This window comes from Clostridium sp. BJN0013 (genome assembly GCF_040939125.1).
GTDB lineage: Bacteria > Bacillota > Clostridia > Clostridiales > Clostridiaceae > Clostridium_B.
Window position 1 is genome coordinate 1569536 of the sequence record NZ_CP162495.1, and the last position, 21546, is coordinate 1591081.

21 protein-coding genes and 3 pseudogenes are annotated in these 21546 nt (G+C 32.9%); 22 read left to right on the forward strand and 2 right to left on the reverse strand.

Features of this window, described 5'->3' with window-relative positions:
- Positions 1–6: 6 nt before the first annotated feature.
- The 20 genes and pseudogenes from AB3K27_RS07940 (at position 7) to AB3K27_RS08035 (ending at position 18419) form a co-directional block, all read left to right on the forward strand.
- On the forward strand, positions 7–2085 hold the full coding sequence (locus AB3K27_RS07940; protein ID WP_368490678.1) for a chemotaxis protein CheW: 2079 nt from the start codon (positions 7–9) through the stop codon (positions 2083–2085).
- Between the two features lie 11 nt (positions 2086–2096).
- Positions 2097–2693, forward strand: a complete 597-nt coding sequence (locus tag AB3K27_RS07945; RefSeq protein ID WP_368490679.1) for a chemotaxis protein CheC — start codon at positions 2097–2099, stop codon at positions 2691–2693.
- A 34-nt stretch (positions 2694–2727) separates the two neighbouring features.
- Positions 2728–3090, forward strand: coding sequence for a response regulator (locus AB3K27_RS07950; RefSeq protein ID WP_368490680.1), 363 nt, complete (start codon positions 2728–2730; stop codon positions 3088–3090).
- Positions 3091–3309: 219 nt separating this feature from the next.
- The gene (locus AB3K27_RS07955; RefSeq protein WP_368490681.1) at positions 3310–3711 is read left to right on the forward strand and encodes a chemotaxis protein CheW; all 402 of its coding nucleotides are present in this window, start codon (positions 3310–3312) and stop codon (positions 3709–3711) included.
- A gap of 62 nt (positions 3712–3773) precedes the next feature.
- Entirely contained in the window at positions 3774–4769 is a 996-nt protein-coding gene (fliM, locus tag AB3K27_RS07960; RefSeq protein ID WP_368490682.1) for a flagellar motor switch protein FliM, read from the forward strand.
- Positions 4762–5958 carry a flagellar motor switch phosphatase FliY gene (fliY, locus tag AB3K27_RS07965; protein WP_368490683.1) on the forward strand — a complete coding sequence of 399 codons (1197 nt, stop codon included), beginning with the start codon at positions 4762–4764 and terminating at the stop codon, positions 5956–5958. The genes fliM and fliY overlap by 8 nt, the downstream gene beginning before the upstream one ends.
- Positions 5959–6181: 223 nt before the next feature.
- Entirely contained in the window at positions 6182–6454 is a 273-nt protein-coding gene (gene flgM, locus AB3K27_RS07970; RefSeq protein ID WP_368490684.1) for a flagellar biosynthesis anti-sigma factor FlgM, read from the forward strand.
- A gap of 28 nt (positions 6455–6482) precedes the next feature.
- A complete protein-coding gene (gene flgN, locus AB3K27_RS07975) occupies positions 6483–6890 on the forward strand; it encodes a flagellar export chaperone FlgN (RefSeq protein WP_368490685.1) in 408 nt (135 codons plus the stop codon).
- A gap of 176 nt (positions 6891–7066) precedes the next feature.
- Positions 7067–8968: a flagellar hook-associated protein FlgK gene (flgK, locus tag AB3K27_RS07980; RefSeq protein ID WP_368490686.1), complete on the forward strand. Its 1902-nt coding sequence runs from the start codon at positions 7067–7069 to the stop codon at positions 8966–8968.
- 24 nt (positions 8969–8992) lie between these two features.
- Positions 8993–10405 carry a flagellar hook-associated protein FlgL gene (flgL, locus tag AB3K27_RS07985; RefSeq protein ID WP_368490687.1) on the forward strand — a complete coding sequence of 471 codons (1413 nt, stop codon included), beginning with the start codon at positions 8993–8995 and terminating at the stop codon, positions 10403–10405.
- A 28-nt stretch (positions 10406–10433) separates the two neighbouring features.
- Complete coding sequence (fliW, locus tag AB3K27_RS07990) at positions 10434–10871, forward strand: flagellar assembly protein FliW (protein ID WP_368490688.1); 438 nt, start codon at positions 10434–10436, stop codon at positions 10869–10871.
- Positions 10865–11086: a carbon storage regulator CsrA gene (gene csrA / locus AB3K27_RS07995; RefSeq protein WP_368490689.1), complete on the forward strand. Its 222-nt coding sequence runs from the start codon at positions 10865–10867 to the stop codon at positions 11084–11086. Before fliW ends, csrA begins: the two co-directional genes overlap by 7 nt.
- 19 nt (positions 11087–11105) lie before the next feature.
- A complete protein-coding gene (locus AB3K27_RS08000) occupies positions 11106–11480 on the forward strand; it encodes a flagellar protein FlaG (RefSeq protein ID WP_368490690.1) in 375 nt (124 codons plus the stop codon).
- A gap of 126 nt (positions 11481–11606) precedes the next feature.
- Complete coding sequence (locus AB3K27_RS08005) at positions 11607–11909, forward strand: hypothetical protein (protein ID WP_368490691.1); 303 nt, start codon at positions 11607–11609, stop codon at positions 11907–11909.
- A 128-nt stretch (positions 11910–12037) separates the two neighbouring features.
- The gene (gene fliS / locus AB3K27_RS08010) at positions 12038–12433 is read left to right on the forward strand and encodes a flagellar export chaperone FliS (protein ID WP_368490692.1); all 396 of its coding nucleotides are present in this window, start codon (positions 12038–12040) and stop codon (positions 12431–12433) included.
- Between the two features lie 130 nt (positions 12434–12563).
- Positions 12564–14261, forward strand: a complete 1698-nt coding sequence (gene fliD / locus AB3K27_RS08015) for a flagellar filament capping protein FliD (RefSeq protein WP_368490693.1) — start codon at positions 12564–12566, stop codon at positions 14259–14261.
- A 170-nt stretch (positions 14262–14431) separates the two neighbouring features.
- Entirely contained in the window at positions 14432–14773 is a 342-nt protein-coding gene (locus AB3K27_RS08020) for a hypothetical protein (protein WP_368490694.1), read from the forward strand.
- Between the two features lie 271 nt (positions 14774–15044).
- Positions 15045–15407: pseudogene (locus tag AB3K27_RS08025) on the forward strand (four helix bundle protein).
- A gap of 223 nt (positions 15408–15630) precedes the next feature.
- Positions 15631–17100, forward strand: a complete 1470-nt coding sequence (locus tag AB3K27_RS08030; RefSeq protein ID WP_368490695.1) for a flagellin — start codon at positions 15631–15633, stop codon at positions 17098–17100.
- A gap of 890 nt (positions 17101–17990) precedes the next feature.
- On the forward strand, positions 17991–18419 hold the full coding sequence (locus AB3K27_RS08035; protein ID WP_368490696.1) for a hypothetical protein: 429 nt from the start codon (positions 17991–17993) through the stop codon (positions 18417–18419).
- Positions 18420–18471: 52 nt separating this feature from the next.
- Here the strand turns inward: AB3K27_RS08035 and AB3K27_RS08040 are convergent, their stop codons facing one another.
- Both AB3K27_RS08040 and AB3K27_RS08045 read right to left on the reverse strand, forming a co-directional pair.
- Positions 18472–19338, reverse strand: a complete 867-nt coding sequence (locus tag AB3K27_RS08040; RefSeq protein WP_368490697.1) for a hypothetical protein — start codon at positions 19336–19338, stop codon at positions 18472–18474.
- 293 nt (positions 19339–19631) lie between these two features.
- A pseudogene (locus tag AB3K27_RS08045) lies at positions 19632–20569 on the reverse strand (Rpn family recombination-promoting nuclease/putative transposase).
- Between the two features lie 541 nt (positions 20570–21110).
- On the opposite strand from AB3K27_RS08045, the pseudogene AB3K27_RS08050 reads away from it, so the two are divergent.
- Both AB3K27_RS08050 and AB3K27_RS08055 read left to right on the forward strand, forming a co-directional pair.
- Positions 21111–21364: pseudogene (locus tag AB3K27_RS08050) on the forward strand (aminoacyl-histidine dipeptidase); the annotation flags it as partial.
- A 16-nt stretch (positions 21365–21380) separates the two neighbouring features.
- Complete coding sequence (locus AB3K27_RS08055) at positions 21381–21530, forward strand: hypothetical protein (RefSeq protein WP_368490698.1); 150 nt, start codon at positions 21381–21383, stop codon at positions 21528–21530.
- Positions 21531–21546: the final 16 nt, after the last annotated feature.

Consider the following 21546-nt stretch of genomic DNA (forward strand, 5'->3'; position numbering starts at 1 on the left):
AAAGAAATGGATACGTCACAGTATATGTCTATGTTTTTAGAAGAAGCAATGGACAATCTACAGATTTTAAATGAATCATTACTTCAACTTGAACAAGAACCTCACAACATAGACAAGGTAAATGAAATTTTTAGAGTTGCACATACATTAAAAGGAATGGCAGCTACCATGGGATTTAATGAAGTAGGGGAACTAACCCATAAAATGGAAGATGTGTTGTCCAGGTTTAGAGATGGCAAACTAAAGGTTACTCAAGATGTGGTGACAGTTTTATTTAAATGTCTGGATACCCTTGAGCAGATGATAAAAAATATAGAAGATGGTGTGGAAGAGGAAGTTCCTATAAAGGGTATCATAGAGGAATTGGAAAATATAGCTAGTTTAAAGGGCGATAATAAAAAGGAAGAATTAAAACAGGATATACAGGAAGAAAAACAAAGTGACAGTGCAAGGAGTACTAAAAACATACAGGTGGAATTAAATGAATATGATATAAATGTAGTTAAACAGGCACAGGATAAAGGATTTAATTCCTATCAGATAAGGGTAACCATTAGTGAAAATACCCTGCTAAAATCTGCCAGAGTATTTCTTATATTCAAGAGCCTTGAGGAAATGGGGGAGATAATTAAATCTGTTCCAAATACAGAAGATTTGGAAAATGAAAACTTTGATTTTGAAGTGGACCTCACCTTTGTTACCACGAGTGACGAAAACAAAGTATATGAAACCTTGATGAATATATCTGAAGTGGAAAAAGTATTCATAGAAAAAATAGATATAAAAGCAGAAAAAATAAAAAAGATGCAGATTAAAGATAAACAAAGTGAGCAAATAAAGTCTGTAATTCAAAATCAGGCTTCAGCCAGGGTAGAAGATATAAAACCAAAGCCTGCCCTTGTACCTGACAAAGACAAGGAAAGTAAAAAAACTGCAAAAAAAGAACCCCATAAAAAAATGCATCAGTCTGTGAGAGTGGATTTAGAGAGACTGGATAAATTTATGAATATGGTATCGGAGCTTGTTATAAATAGAACAAGACTTGAACAGATAAGCAGTAATTATAAATTAAATGAACTGAATGAAACCCTGGAGCAGGTAGCCAGAACCACTTCAGATCTTCAGGATCTGGTTATGAAAATCAGAATGCTGCCTCTTGATACTGTATTTAATAGATTTCCAAGGATGATAAGAGATTTATCTGTAGAACTTGACAAAGAAATGGAACTTGTAATTGAAGGGGCGGATACAGAACTTGATAGAACTGTAATAGATGAAATAGGAGAACCTTTAATTCATCTCATTAGAAACGCAGCAGATCATGGTATAGAATCAAAAGAGGAGAGAATATCAAAAGGCAAAGATCCTGTTGGAAAAATAAGTCTTATTGCTTATCAAGAGGGTACCAATGCAGTAATAAAAGTTGTAGATGATGGAAGTGGAATACCTGTGGACAAAGTAAGAGAAAAGGCTGAAAATATGGGTATAAACACCGATGGAATGTCAGACAATGATGTGAAAAACCTTATATTTTTGCAGGGATTCAGCACCAATACTGAGGTAACGGATATTTCAGGCAGGGGAGTAGGTATGGATGTAGTTAAGACAAAAATATCCGCCCTTGGAGGAACTGTGGATGTGGTAAGTGAAAAGGATGAAGGTTCTGCCTTTGTAATAAGACTTCCTCTTACGCTTCAGATAATACAGGTACTGTTGGTAGGTGTAGGAGATGAGACTATGGCCATATCCTTAAGTTATGTAGACAGAGTTATAGACTATAAAGAGGACTTGATAAAAATGACCAACAACAAAGAGGTCATAATATACAATGGAAATGTAATATCTCTTGTAAGATTATATGATAAGCTAGGAGTTGAAAAATCCAAAAACAATAAAAATTATATAGTAATAGTTAAAGTAGGGGAAAAAACTGTGGGACTTATGGTGGATTCACTGCTTGGACAAAGAGAAATTGTTATAAAACCTCTTGGAAAGACATTACAAAATTTAAAGGAATACATGGGAGCAACAATACTTGGAGATGGTCTTGTAACCTTGATATTGGATGTTGCTGCTCTGGTATAAGGAGGATATATATGGACTACAAAAGCCTTACATCCATGCAGCTTGATGCACTAAGAGAAGTTGTAAATATAGGTACGGGAAATGCAGCTACAGCCTTATCTCAGCTTATAAACAAAAAAGTTGATATTACGGTACCTGATGTAAACATAGTGCCTTTTAATGATATTTTTACCAGCATTGAGGGAGATGAAATAGTTGTAGGAGTAATTGTAAGAACTTTGGGAGATGCACCTGGAAATATATTATTCATATTTGAAAAGGAAACTGCCCTTGAGCTTATCTCCATGTTGATGGGTTATAAAGAGGAATATTTAAATGATATGGGAAACTCAGTGCTCTGTGAGGTGGGTAATATAACATCCAGTTCTTACATGAATGCCATATCCAAACTTACAGGACTGTACCTTATACCTTCAGTACCTGCGGTTACATGTGATATGCTGGGAGCGATACTTTCAACTACATTTATAGAATCTGGACAGTTTGATGAATATGTTCTGGATATAGAAACGTTGTTTATACAAAATAATTCTAAAATAAGCGGACATTTTTATTATGTACCTATGCCTGGTTCGCTGGAGAAAATTTTTAATGCTTTAGGAATATGATAATATTAGTAGTAAATAGTTTGGAGGGAAAAAAATGGCTAAAATATTAATTGTGGATGACGCTGCATTTATGAGAATGATGATAAAGGATATACTGGAGAAAAATGGTTTTGAAGTAGTGGGAGAGGCAAACAATGGCATAAAAGCTGTGGAGTTATATAAGAAGGAAACTCCCGATGTGGTTACTATGGATATAACAATGCCTGATATGGATGGTATTGAAGCTGTAAAGCAAATAAGGGCTATTGACGCCAATGCAAAGATAATAATGTGTTCTGCCATGGGACAACAGACTATGGTCATGGATGCCATAAAAGCAGGGGCTAGGGATTTTATAGTAAAACCATTCCAGCCAGACAGGGTACTGGAAGCCATAAATAAAGTTGTAGCTTCTTAAAAATTAAAGTAGAATTTTAAAATTAAAATTTTTGAATTTATATAAAGGTAGCATGGTTTATGACGAAAACATTAAATGTGGATAAAATTTTTATTAAAATTTAATGTAGTGCAGATGAATATTTGTGTGATTTGAACAAAAGAAGTTAAACCTGCTATTTTATGTATAATGATATTTGTATACATAATCTTGTGTATCTCTATAAAGGGAGGTGTAAATATGCAGGTTGTTATATTCGGATTAAATAATGAGCAATTTGCGGTAGAAACAGCCAAAGTTCAGAGTATAAACGATGCTATGGAAATAACTAAAGTTCCTAAGGCACCAACTTATATAAAAGGACTTATAAACTTAAGGGGAAATGTAATATCTCTTTTAGATATAAATTTTTTAATGGATATTCCTAAAAATGACAAAAGTGAGGGAAATGTAATAATACTTGAAATGGAAGATGAACTGGTAGGAATAAGTGTAGATCAAGTAGATGAAGTTTTAGATTTAGAAGATAGTATTGTGGAAAAGGAAAATGATGAGAAAAAGCAGGCCTATATAAAAGGAATAATAAATTTAAATGATAGAATAGTTACCTTGATTGATATAGATAAGCTTCTTTCAGATTAAATTGACCTTTGCATTTATTAGTTTCATATACTTGAAATTTTCTCAAGAAATGGGGGAAGAAAATGGCAGATGTATTATCGCAGAATGAGATAGACGCCCTCCTGGCCGCTCTTTCCACAGGGGAACTTACCCCGGATGAGGTGCCACAGGAAGAGGAACAGCAGAAGATAAAACCCTATGATTTTAGGAGTCCCCAAAAATTTTCCAAGGATCATATAAGAACACTGGAACTTATTCATGACAATTATGCCAGAATAATTTCCAATTATTTAACTGCACAGGTTAGAAGCAATGTAAAAGTAAAAGTGGAATCCGTGCAGCAGATAACCTATGAAGAGTTTATCCATTCTGTGCCAAACCCTACTATTTTGACCATATTTAAAATGCCGCCTTTAAGTGGAACTGTACTATTTGAAATAAATCCTCAATTTGTGTTTGAAATTATAGATTTACTTTTAGGTGGAAGTGGAACAGGAAAATATAAGGCTAGAGAATTTACAGATATAGATAAGAATATTATAAAAGTGGTAAATGAAGGACTCATATCAAATTTGAAATTGGCCTGGGAAGATGTAATGGAAGTGGAAACAGAAGTGGAGGGAATAGAGACAAATCCTGCACTGAATCAGACCCTTGCACCGAATGATCCTATTGCCCTTATAAGTTTTTCTGTGGAACTGGGTAAAAGTACTACTTTCATAAATATATGTATTCCTTATTTAAGTATAGAAAAAGTACTTGATAAATTAGTGGTTCAGTATTGGTTTCAAGATGGAGATGAAGAAGTGAGGCTTGAATCCAGAGAAAAGCTTAGAGAGAGATTAAACGTAGTAGGAGTTCATCTTACAGCAGTTCTCGGAACTGTAGAAATAACAGTAAATGAATTTTTGAATTTGAATATAGGAGATGTACTGACATTAAAGGAAAAGACTACAGATCCTGTGAAACTGATGCTGGAAGATAAGGTGTACTACTATGGAAAACCTGGCATAATAGGAAAGAATATGGGGGTTGAAATATTGGATACTATAGATAAGGATGTGGAAAATTATGAGTAATGGCTTTCTTTCACAAGAAGAAATAGATGCGCTTTTAAATGGGGGACAAGAAGATGAAAACACTTCTCCATCAGAAGTAGCAGCAGAAGGTGGAGATACGTCAGAATTGTCAGATGTAGAGAAAGATTTACTTGGTGAAATAGGTAATATATCCATGGGTTCTGCCTCCACAGCACTTTCTACAATAATAAACCAACAGGTAAATATAACTACTCCAGTGGTAACTTTGACTACCTTGCAAAAATTAAAAGATGAATTTGAAATTCCAAATGTGGCCCTGGAAGTTAAATATACAGCAGGCATAATCGGGGAAAATCTCCTGGTTATGAAGGTTACAGATGCCTATGTAATAGCAAATCTCATGATGGGTGGAGACGGGAAGATTGAAGGGGAAGTTAAGGAGCTTGGTGAGATAGAAACCAGTGCGGTATCTGAAGCTATGAATCAGATGATAGGGTCTGCAGCTACTTCCATGGCAACCATGTTTATGAGAGAAATAAATATTTCTCCTCCTGTATCCAATATATGGGATGATAGTACAGAACCTTTATCCAAGGAGATAGCAGAGGATGAAACTATTGTAAAAGTATCTTTTTCTCTTAAAATTGGAGAACTGGTGGATAGTCATATAATGCAATTATTCCCGATGGATACGGCTAAAAAAATAATTTCCATAATGATGGGAAAAGAAGAAGAGGAAAATGCAGAGGCTTCTAAAGCAGCTGAACCTGTTAAAGATGAAAGTACTCAATCACCTCCCCCATCTAAAACTGTGGATAATTCGCCATCGGTTAGCTCGCAGCCACAGAGGGAAGTTTCAAATAATATATATGAAAAACCTATAGAAACCAGTGTAAATAAACAGCCCGTAAAGGTGCAGAAGGCAGTATTTCAGTCTTTGGATTCTACTCCTTCAAAAAGTAATATACCAAGAAATATAGATTTGATATTGGATGTACCTCTTGAAATATCTGTAGTTCTTGGAAGGACTAAAAAGAGTATCAAAGATATTTTAAATCTTGGTACAGGCTCTCTGGTGGAGTTGGACAAATTAACGGAAGAACCAGTGGAAATATTGGTAAATGGAAAAAAAGTGGCCTATGGAGAAGTAATCGTAATAGATGAAAATTTCGGGGTGAGAATAAAGGGCATTGTAAGCAGTAAAGATAGAATTAGTTCTCTTAAATAGAGGACATGGGATCTCATTTCAGCAGAGGTAATACTCTGCTTTTAATTTTTTATATTATTAAATTTACAGCTTCATTAAAGTGGGAAGATAAAGGGATTTTGGTATAAAATTAACTTATTTATCTTCTAATAAAAGTATAAATATTAGATTTATATACCCGATAATATTAATAATTATTACAGAAGAACATGTAAAGCTGTTAAGTTTAAGGAGTGTATTTTATATGAAGGTTAATGGAATCAGTTTGAATAAAATATTGAATATCTATGAAAAAAGTAAAAGAGAATATGGAACAACCAAGATTGAAGGGCAAAAAGATTCCATTGAAATTTCATCTCTTGGAAAAAGTTTAAGTTCTTATATCCAGGGAGATGAAACCATAAACTCTAAGGAAAAGGTAGAAGATATTAAAAAAGCTGTGGAAAATGGCACTTATAATGTGGATAGGAAATTAGTTGCAGCTAAAATTATAGAAACTATGAAGGAAAAACTGTAATAATGCTCTGCAAGGGAGGTAAATCAGTGTGCTTTTAGAATTAAAGCATATAATGGAAGAGGAATACATTGTCTTAAAAAAGCTTTTGGAAGCCTTAATAGAACAGAACAGATATCTTGTAAGAAGGGAAGCCTTTAATTTAGATAAAATAGTAAAAGTACTGGAAGAGAGAAGCAAAACCGTGGCCCTTCTTGAAATGAAGAGAAGAAAGCTCACTAAAAACAGGCCTATGAGGGAAATAATAGAAGAAGCAAAAGATGAAAACTTAAAACAAATTTATGAAGACATAGTAGAAGTACTCCAAAAAATGCAATTTCAAAAAGATACAAATGAAGCACTTATAAAGCACGGCATGATTTTTACCCATCAGATGTTAAGAGCTCTTAATCCAAATATGGAGGCAAAAACCTACAATTCCATTGGAAGGAGCAGATGAATTGCTAATAATTAAGAGTTAATGGTTAAGAGTTTATGATGATTTTCTTTCGTTGAAACTCCAGAAAATCTGAGATAATAGTTTTAAATTTTTCGCAGCGAAGTGCAGAAAAATTATCCTTCACTTTTCACTCTTCATTTTTAACTTTTAACTGAAAAAGATAAGGAGATGATTAAATGCCGGGGTTGTTTTCAATATTTAATACGGCAAAAAGTGGACTCTTTGCCCAGCAGACCTCAATAAATGTTACTTCCCATAACATAGCAAATGCAGAAACAGAAGGATATACAAGACAGAGAGCTACTCTTGTTACCACCACACCCTATACCATGCCTTCCATGAATGCGGCAACTATTGCAGGCCAGCTGGGAACAGGAGTAACAGTAGCATCCATAGATAGAATAAGGGATAGTTTTTTAGATTACCAGATAAGAGTGGAAAATGCAATTAATGGCCATTATACGGCCAGAGATGAATATTTAAGTCAGGTGGAAAATATACTTAGTGAACCAACAGAAAGTGGTATATCCTCTCTTATGAGTAAATTTTTCAATTCCTGGCAGAACCTTTCATCCTCTTCTCAAAACAGCAGTACTGTAGCACAGCAGGCTTATCAGCTTACCAATGATTTAAACAGTGTTTATGCAAAGTTTACCAGTCTTAAAGATAATACTCATAGTGAAACAAAAACTGCAGTAGTGGATATAAATGGTATGCTCAGTCAGATTTCGGAGTTAAACCAGAAGATAAAGGATGTAAAGATGTCTGGAAACAACCCAAATGATCTTATGGACAAAAGGGATTTGCTTTTGGATCAACTAAGTGAGAAGTTTGGTATAAATATAGATGAAAAAAAATATGGTGGAATAAATGTAACGACTTCCAACAGTTCCATATACGATAAGGATGTAAATGATAATGGTACTGCCCCACTAATTTCAGAGGGGGGCTCGCCCCTTAACATAGTTCAGGCAAATGATTCGGATGATATAAATGTGGCCACCTTTTCCTATGTAAGCAGTATAAATAAAAAGACAGATGCTGATACAACCACCGGAAAAGCCACCTATGAAGTATCTTATTATAAAAAGGGAGATACTCTTTCAGATGATAATAAAGTTACCATGTATGTAAGCATGACTGAAGAGGAAGCAGAACTGTTAAATACAAGCAGGGTACTTTGGGCCAATAATGAAGGAACTGTCTATAAAGTAAAAGATGGAAAAGATGCTTCGGGAAATGATGCCAAAGTAATTGACGGCAATTTAAGTAGTACCAGTACAACACTGGACAGTCCTGTAAGTTTTGAACAGCTTGCACTGTTTACGCCGCCTTCTGGAGAATTGAAAGGTTACATGTCAATTCAAAATAATATAACAGAATATCAGGATGAGCTTAACAGATTGGCCAAATCCCTGGCTGTTTCAGTAAATGCCATAATAAGTCAGAGCAGTACCTGGGTGGCAGATAACAGCGGCTCCCCTGAAGGGGGAATTAACAATTTCTTTGTAAATGGAGATACCGATGGAAATAATTCTGAAGAGGACGAAAACAATATAACTGCAGATAATATAACTGTAAATATAGAGATATTAAATGACTCTTCCAAGATAAAAACAGATACAAAATACGATTCAAATGGAAATTCCCTGGGTACTAACACAGATGGCAACAGGGCACTGGCTATAGCACAGCTGGCAAACACCCTTATGAATATTCAAGGTGTTACAGAGAGTTCCACAAGAGAAGATCTTATAGGAGATTTTTTTGCTACAGACAGTGATTTAAACGATGTATACTCTATAGAGGATATGAATGGTGGATCTACATTGGATAATTATTTTAACAATCTGGTGAATAAAGTAGGTATGCATGAGGAAGAAGCTAAAAATCAGGTAGAACATGAGGCTACCCAGCTTGCCAGCTTTACTCAGTCCAAAGAGTCTGCATCAGGAGTTTCAATGGACGAGGAAATGACAAACCTTATACAGTTTCAGCACTGTTATCAAGCCAATGCAAAAGTAATATCCACGGTAGATGAACTTCTGGATGTGGTGATAAATGGACTTAAGAGATAATTGAATGAAAAAGGAGGAAAAGTTTTGAGAATAACAAATAAATACCTTACAAATAGCTTTCTTTCAGATATGCAGGTAAACATGAATAATTTAAATAAAATACAACAGCAGCTGTCTTCTACTAAAAATTTTTCCAAGCCCTCTGATGATCCTTTAAATGTACAGAAGTCAATGCAGCTTCAGACTTCCATAACTGCCAATAGTCAATATGGCACAAATATAAAAACGGCACTGACCTGGATGGAGAATACAGATACCAGCCTAGGTCAGATTGGAACTGTCCTTACTAAAATAAGAGATAATTTAGTAAAAGCAGGGGATGCAGCATATGGACAGGATGACAGGGATAAAATCAATGATGAAGTAAATCAGCAGATATCTCAATTGGCACAGCTTTTTAATACAAATGTGGGTGGGGAATATATATTTGGAGGTACTCAAGGGCTGTCGAAACCTGTAACTACGGAATCATATAATATAACACGAAAAGTAACAGATGATGATGGTAATACAATTACTGAGACCTATGAAGGCTGTATTTCTCTAAAGTATGCAGATAAGGATGGAAATGTATTGGAAGCACTTCCACAGGTGGTATCAGATGATTTTAATGTAGATAACTGGACAGGAAAGTCTATAACATTCAATGTAAATGGAACGGATTATTCTGTGACTTTAAATGCTTCAGATAAAACCATAGATGAGGTGGTAAAGGATTTAAATGATAAAATACAAGGTAGTTCAGATCTTAAGGATAAGATAAATGCAGTAAAAACCAATGATGGAAATATAAAATTTTTAGCTGTGGATGAAAGTGACACCATAAAAATTACTACAGATATATCAGATATGACATCTAGTTCTGGAAAACAACTTTCAAATATGGCCATGGACAATATAGCTTCTGATAAAAATATAGAGGTATCCCAGGGAGTGGTTCTCAGTTACAATGCCACAGCAGTAGAAGTGATGAAGTACGGAGAAGGACAGGAGGACGATATAAGGGCACTTATGGACAGAATAGTGCACCATCTAGCTGGACAGGTAGAATCTAATACGGATGAAAGTGGCAATGCTGTAGATGAAAGTACAGCAGGTGCCATACTGGGTTCTGATGGGAAGTATTATATATGGAAAGATGACGCCAGTGCAGCAAAAGAAAAGCTTACAAATGAGGATCTTACTAATATAGATGCGGCTTCCAAACAGGTACTTAAAGTTCGTTCTGAAATAGGGGCAAAAGAAAAAAGGATGGAAGATTTAAGTGATCAAAATGATTCTACGAAATTAAGTTTAACTGAAACTCTTTCTAAAATAGAGGATATAGATGTAACAGAGAAAACCGTAGAGTACTCTACTATGATTACAGTATATATAGCGTGCCTTCAAACCAGTGCAAAAATAATGCAGACTACCCTTATGGATTATCTTAATTAATAGCAGCTTTTGAAAAAGGAGAGGGACTATGAAGTTAAATACAAAATACCATGGTATATTAGAGTACAGTGAAAAAGATATTGTAGTTTTTAAAAAAGGTATTCCGGGTTTTGAACATTTAAAAAAATTCATACTGGTTCCTGCAGAGGAAAATAACTTATTCTATATACTTCATTCTGTTGAAGATAGTAATATTGGAATTGTAGTAGCGTCCCCTTTTGATATATTAAGAGACTATGAATTTGATTTAAATGAAGATAAGGCAGCTGAATTAAAAATAAAAAATGAGGAAGATATATTCGTAGTAAATACAGTTACTTTAAATTCTGTATTAGAGAATATAACTATTAATTTAAAAGCTCCCATAGTAATAAATATAAAAGAGCGTATTGGGGAACAATTAATACTGGATAAGGTGGAATATCCTATAAAATACCCACTTTTTAAGGGGGAGGTCAGTTGTTAGTTATAAGCAGAAAAAAAGGAGAATCTGTACTCATAGGGGAAGATATAGAAATAACAGTTACAAAAATAGAAGAAGGTACTGTTAAGCTTTCCATATCTGCACCTAGAAGTGTTACCATACTTAGAAAAGAACTTTACAGAGAAATAGAAGAGGAAAATAAAAATTCAGCAGCTTCAGATATAAGTATATTGAAAAAATTAAAAGGTAAAAAGTAAATTTAAAGAGGTGTTTGGCATGGAAGTTAGAGATATGGGTCAGGGAAGACAGGTATCTTTTGATACATCCACCAGTGGAAATATAGAAATTTCTACTGGTACGATTTCGGTAAGTAATAATGTAGTTAATATTAAATCACAAATTCAAAATGCTGAAGGAAAAAATATAGACTCAAAAGATACAAAAAAAGCTGTAGATAAGCTAAATAGATTATTAGAGGATACACCTACTCATTTGGAATATGAAGTTTATGGAAAATTAAACAGTGTTATGATAAAAGTAGTAGACGATAATACCAAAGAAGTAATAAAAGAAATACCACCAAAAAAGATAGTGGATATGGTAGATAAACTCTGTGAACTGGCAGGACTTTTTATGGACAACAAAGTGTAATAATTATTCGGAGTTAGGAGTTAATAATTAATAATGAAGAGTTAAGGATATTTTTCTTCGAAAAATTAACCATTAATTATAATCATTAACTATTAATTTTTAATTGAATTAAGCGGGGTGATTCTAATGGAATTTAGACTAAATAAAGTAGACCCGGAAGTTCGTCAAAGAGTTAAAGATACTACAAGTGCAGGGAAAGTCCATAATAAAAGAGGAATTTTTATAAACAAAGATTACAGAGACAGAGGAAAGGACAGACAGGGGGATTTTAGTTCTGAACTTAACAAGTATAAACAGGGGAAAAATAAAAAAACTATTTTAGTAAAAGCTGTTAAGACAGAAGAAGTACAGGTAGATGCTTTTAAGGAACAAAAAGATAACATTTCAAAAGATAGGGGAAGAGGGACTATTTTGGATGTGAAAAAATAGTTTTAAAAGTTAAGAGTTGAGAATTAAGAGTTAATGAAGGAATTCTTTAACAAAGTCAAAAAATTTCAACCTATACTATTCATTCTTAATTATAGACTATTAACTCAAAAAAGGAGGGCGTTTAGAATATGTATACAGCTAATGCTTACAGTACCTATAAAACCAACAGTATAAATTATGCATCCAAAGATCAGCTGCTTTTAATGCTGGTGGATGGAGCAGTTAAGTTTGTAAAAATAGGAAAACAGGCTTTAATAGATAGGGATGTAAAAAAAGCCCATGAGAACATAATTAAAACTCAAAATATATTCTACGAACTTATGGCTACACTGGATATTTCAAAAGCAGGAGATTGGGGACAATCTCTTATGAGCGTATATGATTTTATAGTAAGAAGACTTATAGATGCAAATATAAAAAAGGATATAGCAATATTAGATGAGGTAATTCCACTAATAGAAAATGTAAAGGACACATGGGAAGAGGCTTATAAAATTTCAAAAACAGGTACCATTAAGAAATAATTGACATTCGAATAAGTGAATAATTAAGAGTGAAGAGTATATAGTGATTGAAGATTTTCGGCGGCACCCGAGAATTCTCATTACTATTAACTTTCTTAAAAATTGTGAATTGAAAAAGGAGGTAATTTATATGGCAACTAGTACAACTAGCAGTGTACCAGTGGGATCAACTGGTGCAGGTGGGGGAAATACATTGAGAATTACAGGACTTAATACAGGACTTGATATAGATGCAATGGTAGAAAAAATGCTGACAGCAGATCAAACTAAAGTTGATCAGGCAAAGCAGGCTCAGCAGCTTATAAAATGGAGGCAGGAAGCTTATCAGAGTATTATAACAGATGTAAAGGAGTTACAAAGCACGTATTTTGACATAACAAATAGTACAAATTATCTACTGTCTTCAAATAGTTATAATAATATGACGGCAAATAGTTCTGATGCAGCTATAGTAAGTGGAAAAGCATCATCTACAGCAGTGGCTGGCACATATAAGATAAAGGTGATACAGCTTGCATCTTCAGCTACTGTAGAAAGTACGAGTAAAGTACAAACTACAGATGGAAAAGATGCATTAAGTTCTACTAAGTTAAATGATCTGGGCATTAATTCTGGAAGTATTTCAATTAGTTTAACTTATAATGATGGTAATTCTACAGAGGATAAGATCGCTTCAGTTAATTTTAGTGTAACGAGTTCATCTACTATTCAAGATCTGGCAGATGCAATAAAAAATCAAACAGGAGGGGTTGTTACAGCTAAGTTTAATGAGATTACAGGAAAATTTTCTATTCAGACTGCGGCTACCGGTGAAAAATCTACTATTAAAATTGATGGTACTTTATCAAGTGATTTGAGTAAGCTTGGAATAACATCTTCAGATATGAATGTTGTAAAAAATGGAAAAGATGCACAGGTACAAATAAAAGAACCGGGTTCAAGTAGTTACAGCGATACTTTAACTAAGAGTTCCAATAATTTTACTGTAAATGGAGTGACTTATAATCTCGTAGATGTAACTTCGGATGATAATGCTGTCAGCATATCAGTTACCCAGGATACTTCGAAGGTACACGACTTGATTTCAAGCTTTATAGATAAATACAATAATTTAGTAGGAGAAATACAAGATAAACTGAATGAAAAGAAAGATTATGATTATAAACCACTTACGGACTCACAAAAGGAGGAAATGAGTGATACAGATATAACCAATTGGGAAAATAAAGCTAAGCAAGGTATACTTAGAAATGATGATAATCTGCAGCAGCTTTTAAATGATCTTACAAGTGCCTTTAATACTCCGGTTGTAGACAGCAGTGGAAAAAGTATATCATCATTTTATTTTGGAAGTATAGGTTCCAATGCTCTTGGAATTGATACATCAGATGATTACAGTCAAGGGGCTAAACTTTCTATAACTGATGATCAGCAGTTTACAGATATTATTACCAATCATATAGATGATATAATGAAGCTTTTTACAACTATATCTGATAGTACGGATGCTGCAACAAAATTTAATGAATCCGGAATATTTGAGAGGATAAATCAGATTATAAATAACAATGTAGGTGTAATAGGTACTACACTAAATAGTGGTACGCTTACAAAATATGCAAATCTACAAGATGATTATAGTGTAACAGGAGGAAGTGGAACAGGAACTCTTCCAGATCAGATATACCAGAAGCAGCTTCTTATAAATACTTTAACGGAAAGAATGAATGCCGATCAGACCAAATATTATAATCAGTTTACACAGTTGGAAGTGGCTATGGAACAGTTAAATGCACAGCAATCAACTTTGTCACTATATCTTGGTTAATTGGTAATTTAGTTAAGTCAGTTAAGAGTGTAGAGTTAATAGTTAAAAGTAAATGAAGAAATATTTTGATTCTATCAAAATATTTCCACCATTACTATATACTATACACTCTTCACTATTAACTTAAATAATTAGTTTGAATAATTGGCTGAGAGAGGGGAATGACTGTTATGAAAAGGACAGTTGAAGAAGTATTAATGAATTATAGAAAGTGTACAGAAAGGATTATACAACTGCTTGAAAAAGATGATATTGAATCTCTTCAAAGTGAATTGGAGAAAAGACAGGATACTTTAAATGAACTTATTTCTTACGCTGATAAAAAAGATGAGACCAGGGAAATTTATAAAAAACTTAATATAAAGAAAATTGAAAATGAAGCTAGGGAGCTTATGAAGCAGAAAGCACTATTTATAAAAGAAAAACTAAAAAATATATCCAAAAATAAAACCGCCAGCGGTGCCTACGGCAATATAGGAAATTCCCCGAAAATATTCAGTAAAAAAATATAAAAAAGTATAAAGGCACACAATGCAAAGTCGATAATGAAAGTAGTTGAGAGATTATAGATGAAAGTTAAAAGTGTATAGTTAAGAGTGAAAAGTAAGTGAAAAGTAAATGAAGAAATTTTTTAACAGAGTTAAAAAATTTCCACCATAATTGTATACTATTGACTATAAATTCTCCACTAAAAAGTTCACTAAAGAATAAAATCCAACTGACTAAATGATAATTTTTTTACTAATAATTCTAAATACAATTATTATTTAGGAGGCTGATAAGTTGAAAGAAAGTCTGGTTTATAATAAAGCTTTTAAATTTTCCATAAATATAGTTAAACTATATAAGTACTTATGTGAAGAAAAAAGAGAATACATTCTTTCAAAACAACTCTTAAGATCAGGAACCAGTATAGGTGCAAATATTAAAGAAGGTCTATTTTCACAAAGTAAAAGGGATTTTTTGTGAAAAATGAATATTGCTTTAAAAGAGTGTTCTGAAGCTTCATATTGGTTGGAACTATTATCTGCAACCAGATATATTGATCCTTTAAAGTACAAACCATTATTAGATGATTGCATTGAGTTAAATAAGATGTTAATTGCGATTGTCAAAACTACGAAGGAAAAACTTAATATGAGTTAAAAGTGTATAGTGAAGAGTTAAGAGTAAATGAAGAAATTTTTTAATAAAATTAAAAAATTCCAACCATTACTATATACTATTAACTGTACATTCTTAACTAAATGAATTCGTTAGTAATCTTCAATTAAGTTATAATCTATAAATTAGCTATAACTTAAAAAGAAGTCACTATAAATAAAATTCGGACAAGGATGTCCAATACAAAAATCAAGGAGGAATAAGTATGATAATAAATCACAATCTTATGGCAAACAATGCACTGAGAAATATGAATATCAATTCAAATAATGCTTCAAAAGCAATGGAAAAACTTTCTTCTGGTCTTAGAATAAACAGAGCAGGAGACGATGCAGCAGGCCTTGCAATATCTGAAAAAATGAGAGGACAAATTAATGGTCTGAATCAGGCATCCAGCAATTCACAGGATGCAATATCTCTTATCCAAACTGCTGAAGGTGCATTAAATGAAACTCACAGCATACTTCAGAGAATGAGAACACTTGCTGTACAATCAGCTACTGATACCAATACAGATGATGACAGAGCCAAGATACAATCAGAAGTTGACGAGCTTGCAAAGGAAATCACAAGAATTTCAAATACTACAGAATTCAATACTCAGAATTTGCTTGCAGGAGGATTGAATGATACTTTCCATATAGGTGCAAATAAAGGACAAAATATTAATTTGTCAATAGGTGCTATGGATGCTAAAACTCTTGGTGTAGCAGGAGATCTTGAGTTATATAAATTAGATGCTACTAACGCAGCTGGAATTTCAGGGATATCAAACCCAAGCACAAATTTAGATGGTTATAAAATAACTACTGTAGCAGCAACTGCAGCAACTGCATCCACTGATATAACAGGTGGAGCAATTACTCAAAGTAATGCAAGTGGAGGAGCTTTATCAGTAACAGGTGGAAGTTATAATGGTACTACTAATTTAACTATTACTGTAAAAGGTACTTTTGATGCTTCAGGAGCTTTAACTGGAGCTCAGGTATCTAAAGATGGTGGAAGTTCATGGGAAACTGTTACTGTTACATCTAACGCATTTGACTATGCTGGGTTAACAGGAATAACTATAGCCACTGATACTGATAATGTAAATAATGATACTTACACTTTTAATGTTACTGCAGGTTATAAAGAAATTAAATTACAAGATAGTAGTAGTGCTGATGTGGGCTCATCAGTTAAAGTATATAGTAATATGACTAGTGCTGTTGTTGGAAATAGTGATACTTATGCAACTGTGAACTTTGATAATGCAACATTGGATGGAACTGGAGGAGTTTCAACTACTTTAACAAGAAGTGTTACAGAATCAACATCAGCTGAATTTTCTGTTGATGGTTCAATAACTAGTGAAGCAGTAGCTCAAAAAGGAATAAATGTTTCAACTCAAGCTAATGCAAATACTGCTATTGAAACAATAAATAATGCAATTACAACAGTTTCTGAAGCAAGGGCTAAGCTTGGTGCTTATCAAAACAGATTGGAACATACAATAAATAATCTTGGAACTTCATCAGAAAACTTGACTTCTGCAGAATCAAGAATCAGAGATGTGGATATGGCATCAGAGATGTCTGAGTACTCAAAGAACAATATTCTTTCTCAGGCTGCTCAGGCAATGCTGGCTCAGGCAAATACTCAACCACAACAGGTACTGCAGCTGCTAAGATAAGCAGATTAGGTTGAGTATTTATAGGGTCTCTTGAAGAGCAATCTTCAAGTATATTGGGTGAATTGCTGGAACTTCCTTAAGCTGTTTCTCTAAAGCAAAGCTCGAAAGGGCAGGTGCGAAAGGTTGAAAAGCAAACAGATTGGATAATCAGCAGCCAAGCTCCTGTGCCGAAAGGCTGGAGAAGGTTCAACGACTAAGACGAACGGGCTAAACATTTAAATTAGTGGATAGTTAAAGATGAAGAGTTAATAGTAAATGAGGAAATTCAACTCGCTGAATTTCAACTAAAACTGTGAACTGTGCATTGTGAACTGTCAATTGGAAAATACATGCCTATGAGGTCTGTAGGGATGAGGCTTCCCGAAGTGTCCAACCCCGTAAAGTAGTTAAAGGTGAATAGTTAAGAGTGAATGAGAAAATTAAGTGAACTGAATTTCAACTATAAATGTTAATTTTCAACTCATGACTTTTAGCTAAAAAACGGGTGAAGATATAGTCTGGCGGTGATTGAAAGGTCATTGGTGAAACGCAAGCAAATCAACAGCCTCAACAGGTTCTTCAATTATTGAGATAAGCAGAGAACCAAATTTAATGGTAATTAAATTTGTGTGAATCGCTTACTCCACCGACGTAAGGAGGCGGAGTTTCATTTAGAAGAATTTGAAATAAGGATAAAGAATTTCAATAATTAATTGAATAAATTGTAATAACTTTAAGAGAGGACTAATCTTTGTGATTGGTTCTCTCTTTTAAATTATGAATTCTATAGGAGTAAAATTAAGGTGTTTATGATATGGAATTATATTCAGAAATAAATCCATAAAATTAGGTTGAATTCTGAAGATTTTTCTTTTAACTGAATACTGTATAATTTGCGAGGTGGTATTGAAATGGAATTAACAAAAGAAAGAATAAAAAATGAAATGGCTGATTGCCCTAATTTTTATAATGTATTTTATAAATGTGATGATTATCTAAAGAAATTATTTTTCAAATTGACCATTGATATTTCTAAATATTCCTGTAATAAGGGAAGCTATGTAAAAAATATGAAGGATACAGGTTTCAGATTTGAGAAACCGTATACTACAGGTAGAAAAAATCAAAATTATTGTATGCTCACTTTAAAACCACAATTTAATAGTATAGATGTTTTCGTCAGAACAGATAGAATACCTATAGATTCACAGGTATTGGAGCTTAATAATATAGGAAATAGATTTAACGGAGGTTTTGAATGGTATAAGTTTTCAGTAAGAGATGAAGGCGATATTGCTGAAGCTGTTAGAATTGCTTCTATATTATATAAATATGACTGATAAAAAAGATCTGTATCAAGAATTAGAGTGGGTTAATTACAGGATAAAAATGTTAAATTTTATTTTGAAGCTTTAACCTCCTTGTTTTGTCCACTATACCCCAGCAGCTCCTGCCAAGGAAAGCTGCAATTTCCCTGTTGCCAATACCTGCTTTTTTTGACTTTATGATAAAGTTTTCTTCCTTTTTTGAATACTTGTTCTCTGTTATATTTTCAGACCACTCATTTATATTTTTATAACCTTGATTTACTAATCTCAATCTTTTATCCTGAAATCTTTTTTTAATCTTGATTTTATAGTGCATACAGGGGATTTCTTCTATAAATGGACTTATGGTATTTATGAATTTTATTATTTCATTTCTCTTGTTTATCTCCAGTAAAAAACGTTTTCCATCTTTTCGTTCTTTTAATTTTGTATGTATATTGAATATTTTACTTATATGATTTTGTAGTATTATATTCTCATCTTTTGAGAAATTAAGTGTATAGATATATATTCTGGGAAAAATGTATATGGAGCCATTTTTCCTTTTGCTTGAATCTATAACTAATGAGTCATCATCCATATAAAGACATGCCAATCCTATTGGATGATCCAGAAGCAATATATTTTCAGGTGTAATTGTCTTTTCTCTGTTTTTATAAAACAAATTGTAAAGATCAGTATAAATTTTACTACTTGGAGAGCGGAGTTGAGGATTTTTACAGTCTGTAAACATTTTAAAATCAAGATTTTTAAGTTTTTCGGCCTTCCATAATCTGTATGGTATTTGTTTTAAGCATCCATGTTCTCTATAATATGCATTTTTACTTCTGCCGTAAAGTGCAAGATTTCCATCACCTAGAAGACTTCCTATGATTATGTTTCTTTCTATTTTATTCATATTATATATTTTGGTATTTTCAACAAAAGGCATTTTTATCTCCTGTTTAAAGATTTATAGTGATATGATTATTATTTGCAAAATGTATTGAAAATAAACTTGCTGTATTTACCTCTTATAGAATTAGTAAAAGATTTTAATTATAATAATATTTACAACCATAAAAGGTTAAGCAATTTCAAAAATTATGCTAGAGTAATTTTAAAGACAATATTAAGTGCGTTGGAGGATTGCTGTAGGGATGAAGGGTGACTGTCACTTTTTATAAAAAAGAAAATAGGGGACGTACTCGGATTTATAAATTCAAATCCAGATACGTCCCTGTCCTAGTTTTTAAACTTTTCTAATTCTTCTATTGTAAGACCTGTTTTTTCAGCAACTATTTCTATATCCAATATATCCAGTAAGCTTTTGGCTATTTTTATTTTTTCTTCCTTTTTACCCTGTTCAATACCTTGTTCAATACCTTTTTGTGTATAGTGTATTTTCCTTATTTCATCCACAGACATGTTAAATACACCTCCCTGTAATTTCTTAAATTCTTCATATTTATCTTCAAGTGTTGGATCTTCAATTAAGAATAAATATTCTAGGAAGTCTACCAGTGCTTTTACTTGTTCGTTGTTTTTTACTTTGTCGTAATTTTTTAGTTCTTTTGCCAGTTCTATTTTTGCATTGTATATTTCTTCATCGGCAGCACCTGTATTTAATAATTTTTTACCCATTTTAAATACTAATTTCAACGGATTTTCATTATTTATACTTTCAAGATCTATTTTTTCAATATCCAAAGTTTTGAAATTATATACAAGCATATCTTCTGGAAGTTCCGGTAATTTGTATACATATTTTCTATCTTTTCCTCTTTCTCCTTTATAGGTATAAATTGCAGCTGCTACTATTTCCGATTTATCATCATACTTATATCTGAATTTATCCCATATCCTGTAAAAATATCTGAACATTCTCTCTCCAAAAACTTCATATCTGCTGCTGTAGCTTTGTACTTCCACATGTATGAATAGTATTTTACTCCTTCTATCTTTTAATTTAACTTTTATAATTTTGTCTGAAATTATTTTTCACTGCTCTCCCTGTCAAATATCTCTTTTTGTATCTCATCTAATTCTTTGTCCAGGGATTCTGTTCCGTGTTCCCATGCTATTTTATAAAATAATTCAGGAAAGAGAAGTTCTATTATCTCAACTTTAAAGGCTTCCAGTATTGTTTTCCATGCCGCATCAAAATCATATATTCTTGTCAAAGGTTTTTCACGTCCTTATAATTTAGTTAATTCTTTACCTTGATTATATCAAATAATCAGTCTATTTGGCATTATAATTTGAGATCTTTTCTAAGAAAATTATATCTTTGATGGAAATTTAATAATTGAAAGAAGCCTTTGTTTTTATTCTGGGAGTGCACTACCTGCATCATAATAAGTAGTAGATATAATGAAGAAAATTTATAGGAAATTATAGTGCTATAGAGGGAATCGCAGTAGGTTTTACACAGGCAGAAATCAGCGACCAATTGACTGGGATAAAGTCTGCGGAGGAAAGAGGAACTATTTAACATTTCCATTTCTGCAGCAAGGCAATTTATGTGTGAATCTACAGCCATCATCATTTTCTTTTCATCCCTATTTTTTATGGATTTGATTATGTCTTTATGTTCAGCTTGAGCCTTTAATGCTCTATTAGGGTACATTGCTTTTTTTCTGTTTTTGTGATGAAATATAAATAGGTATTGTCTTATAATATCCGGCTAAGAATAGATGTTCTAATGTTGGGAGGCGATTATAAATGGAAGGTAGAACATTGGAAAACCTTGAACCTGTTGAAGTATTTAAGTATTTTGAGGAAATCAGCAATATTCCGAGAGGCTTGGGGAATGAAAAGGAAATCAGTAATTATTTGGTTCCTTTTGTAAAAAAATATAATTTGAATGTTATACCAGATAAAGCATTAAATATGATTATAAAAAAACAGCTTCCAGAGGATATGGAAACAGTCTTGGCATAGTAATTCAGGGGCACATGGATATGGTTTGTGAGAAAAGATCTGGAATAGAACATGAAAAACACTTATAAATATAGATTCAGAGGAAGAGAGGGGATGCTGCCTGTAAGTTGTGCTGGCGGATGTTCAGCGAAAACGAATATTTCAGTAATGTGGAATAATATAGATAATATGGATAATATTTTCGATGCTTATGCAATATAAGTTCTATAAACGGAGA

Coding starts and splice junctions, on each gene's coding strand:
- AB3K27_RS07955 (WP_368490681.1), top strand. CDS start 3,310: ATGCAGGTTGTTATATTCGGATTAAATAATGAGCAATTTGCGGTAGAA.
- fliM (WP_368490682.1), top strand. CDS start 3,774: ATGGCAGATGTATTATCGCAGAATGAGATAGACGCCCTCCTGGCCGCT.
- AB3K27_RS08000 (WP_368490690.1), top strand. CDS start 11,106: ATGGAAGTTAGAGATATGGGTCAGGGAAGACAGGTATCTTTTGATACA.
- flgK (WP_368490686.1), top strand. CDS start 7,067: ATGCCGGGGTTGTTTTCAATATTTAATACGGCAAAAAGTGGACTCTTT.
- AB3K27_RS07940 (WP_368490678.1), top strand. CDS start 7: ATGGATACGTCACAGTATATGTCTATGTTTTTAGAAGAAGCAATGGAC.
- flgM (WP_368490684.1), top strand. CDS start 6,182: ATGAAGGTTAATGGAATCAGTTTGAATAAAATATTGAATATCTATGAA.
- AB3K27_RS08030 (WP_368490695.1), top strand. CDS start 15,631: ATGATAATAAATCACAATCTTATGGCAAACAATGCACTGAGAAATATG.
- AB3K27_RS08040 (WP_368490697.1), bottom strand. CDS start 19,338: ATGCCTTTTGTTGAAAATACCAAAATATATAATATGAATAAAATAGAA.
- AB3K27_RS08020 (WP_368490694.1), top strand. CDS start 14,432: ATGAAAAGGACAGTTGAAGAAGTATTAATGAATTATAGAAAGTGTACA.
- AB3K27_RS08035 (WP_368490696.1), top strand. CDS start 17,991: ATGGAATTAACAAAAGAAAGAATAAAAAATGAAATGGCTGATTGCCCT.
- AB3K27_RS08055 (WP_368490698.1), top strand. CDS start 21,381: ATGAAAAACACTTATAAATATAGATTCAGAGGAAGAGAGGGGATGCTG.
- fliD (WP_368490693.1), top strand. CDS start 12,564: ATGGCAACTAGTACAACTAGCAGTGTACCAGTGGGATCAACTGGTGCA.
- fliS (WP_368490692.1), top strand. CDS start 12,038: ATGTATACAGCTAATGCTTACAGTACCTATAAAACCAACAGTATAAAT.
- AB3K27_RS07945 (WP_368490679.1), top strand. CDS start 2,097: ATGGACTACAAAAGCCTTACATCCATGCAGCTTGATGCACTAAGAGAA.
- fliY (WP_368490683.1), top strand. CDS start 4,762: ATGAGTAATGGCTTTCTTTCACAAGAAGAAATAGATGCGCTTTTAAAT.
- AB3K27_RS08005 (WP_368490691.1), top strand. CDS start 11,607: ATGGAATTTAGACTAAATAAAGTAGACCCGGAAGTTCGTCAAAGAGTT.
- fliW (WP_368490688.1), top strand. CDS start 10,434: ATGAAGTTAAATACAAAATACCATGGTATATTAGAGTACAGTGAAAAA.
- AB3K27_RS07950 (WP_368490680.1), top strand. CDS start 2,728: ATGGCTAAAATATTAATTGTGGATGACGCTGCATTTATGAGAATGATG.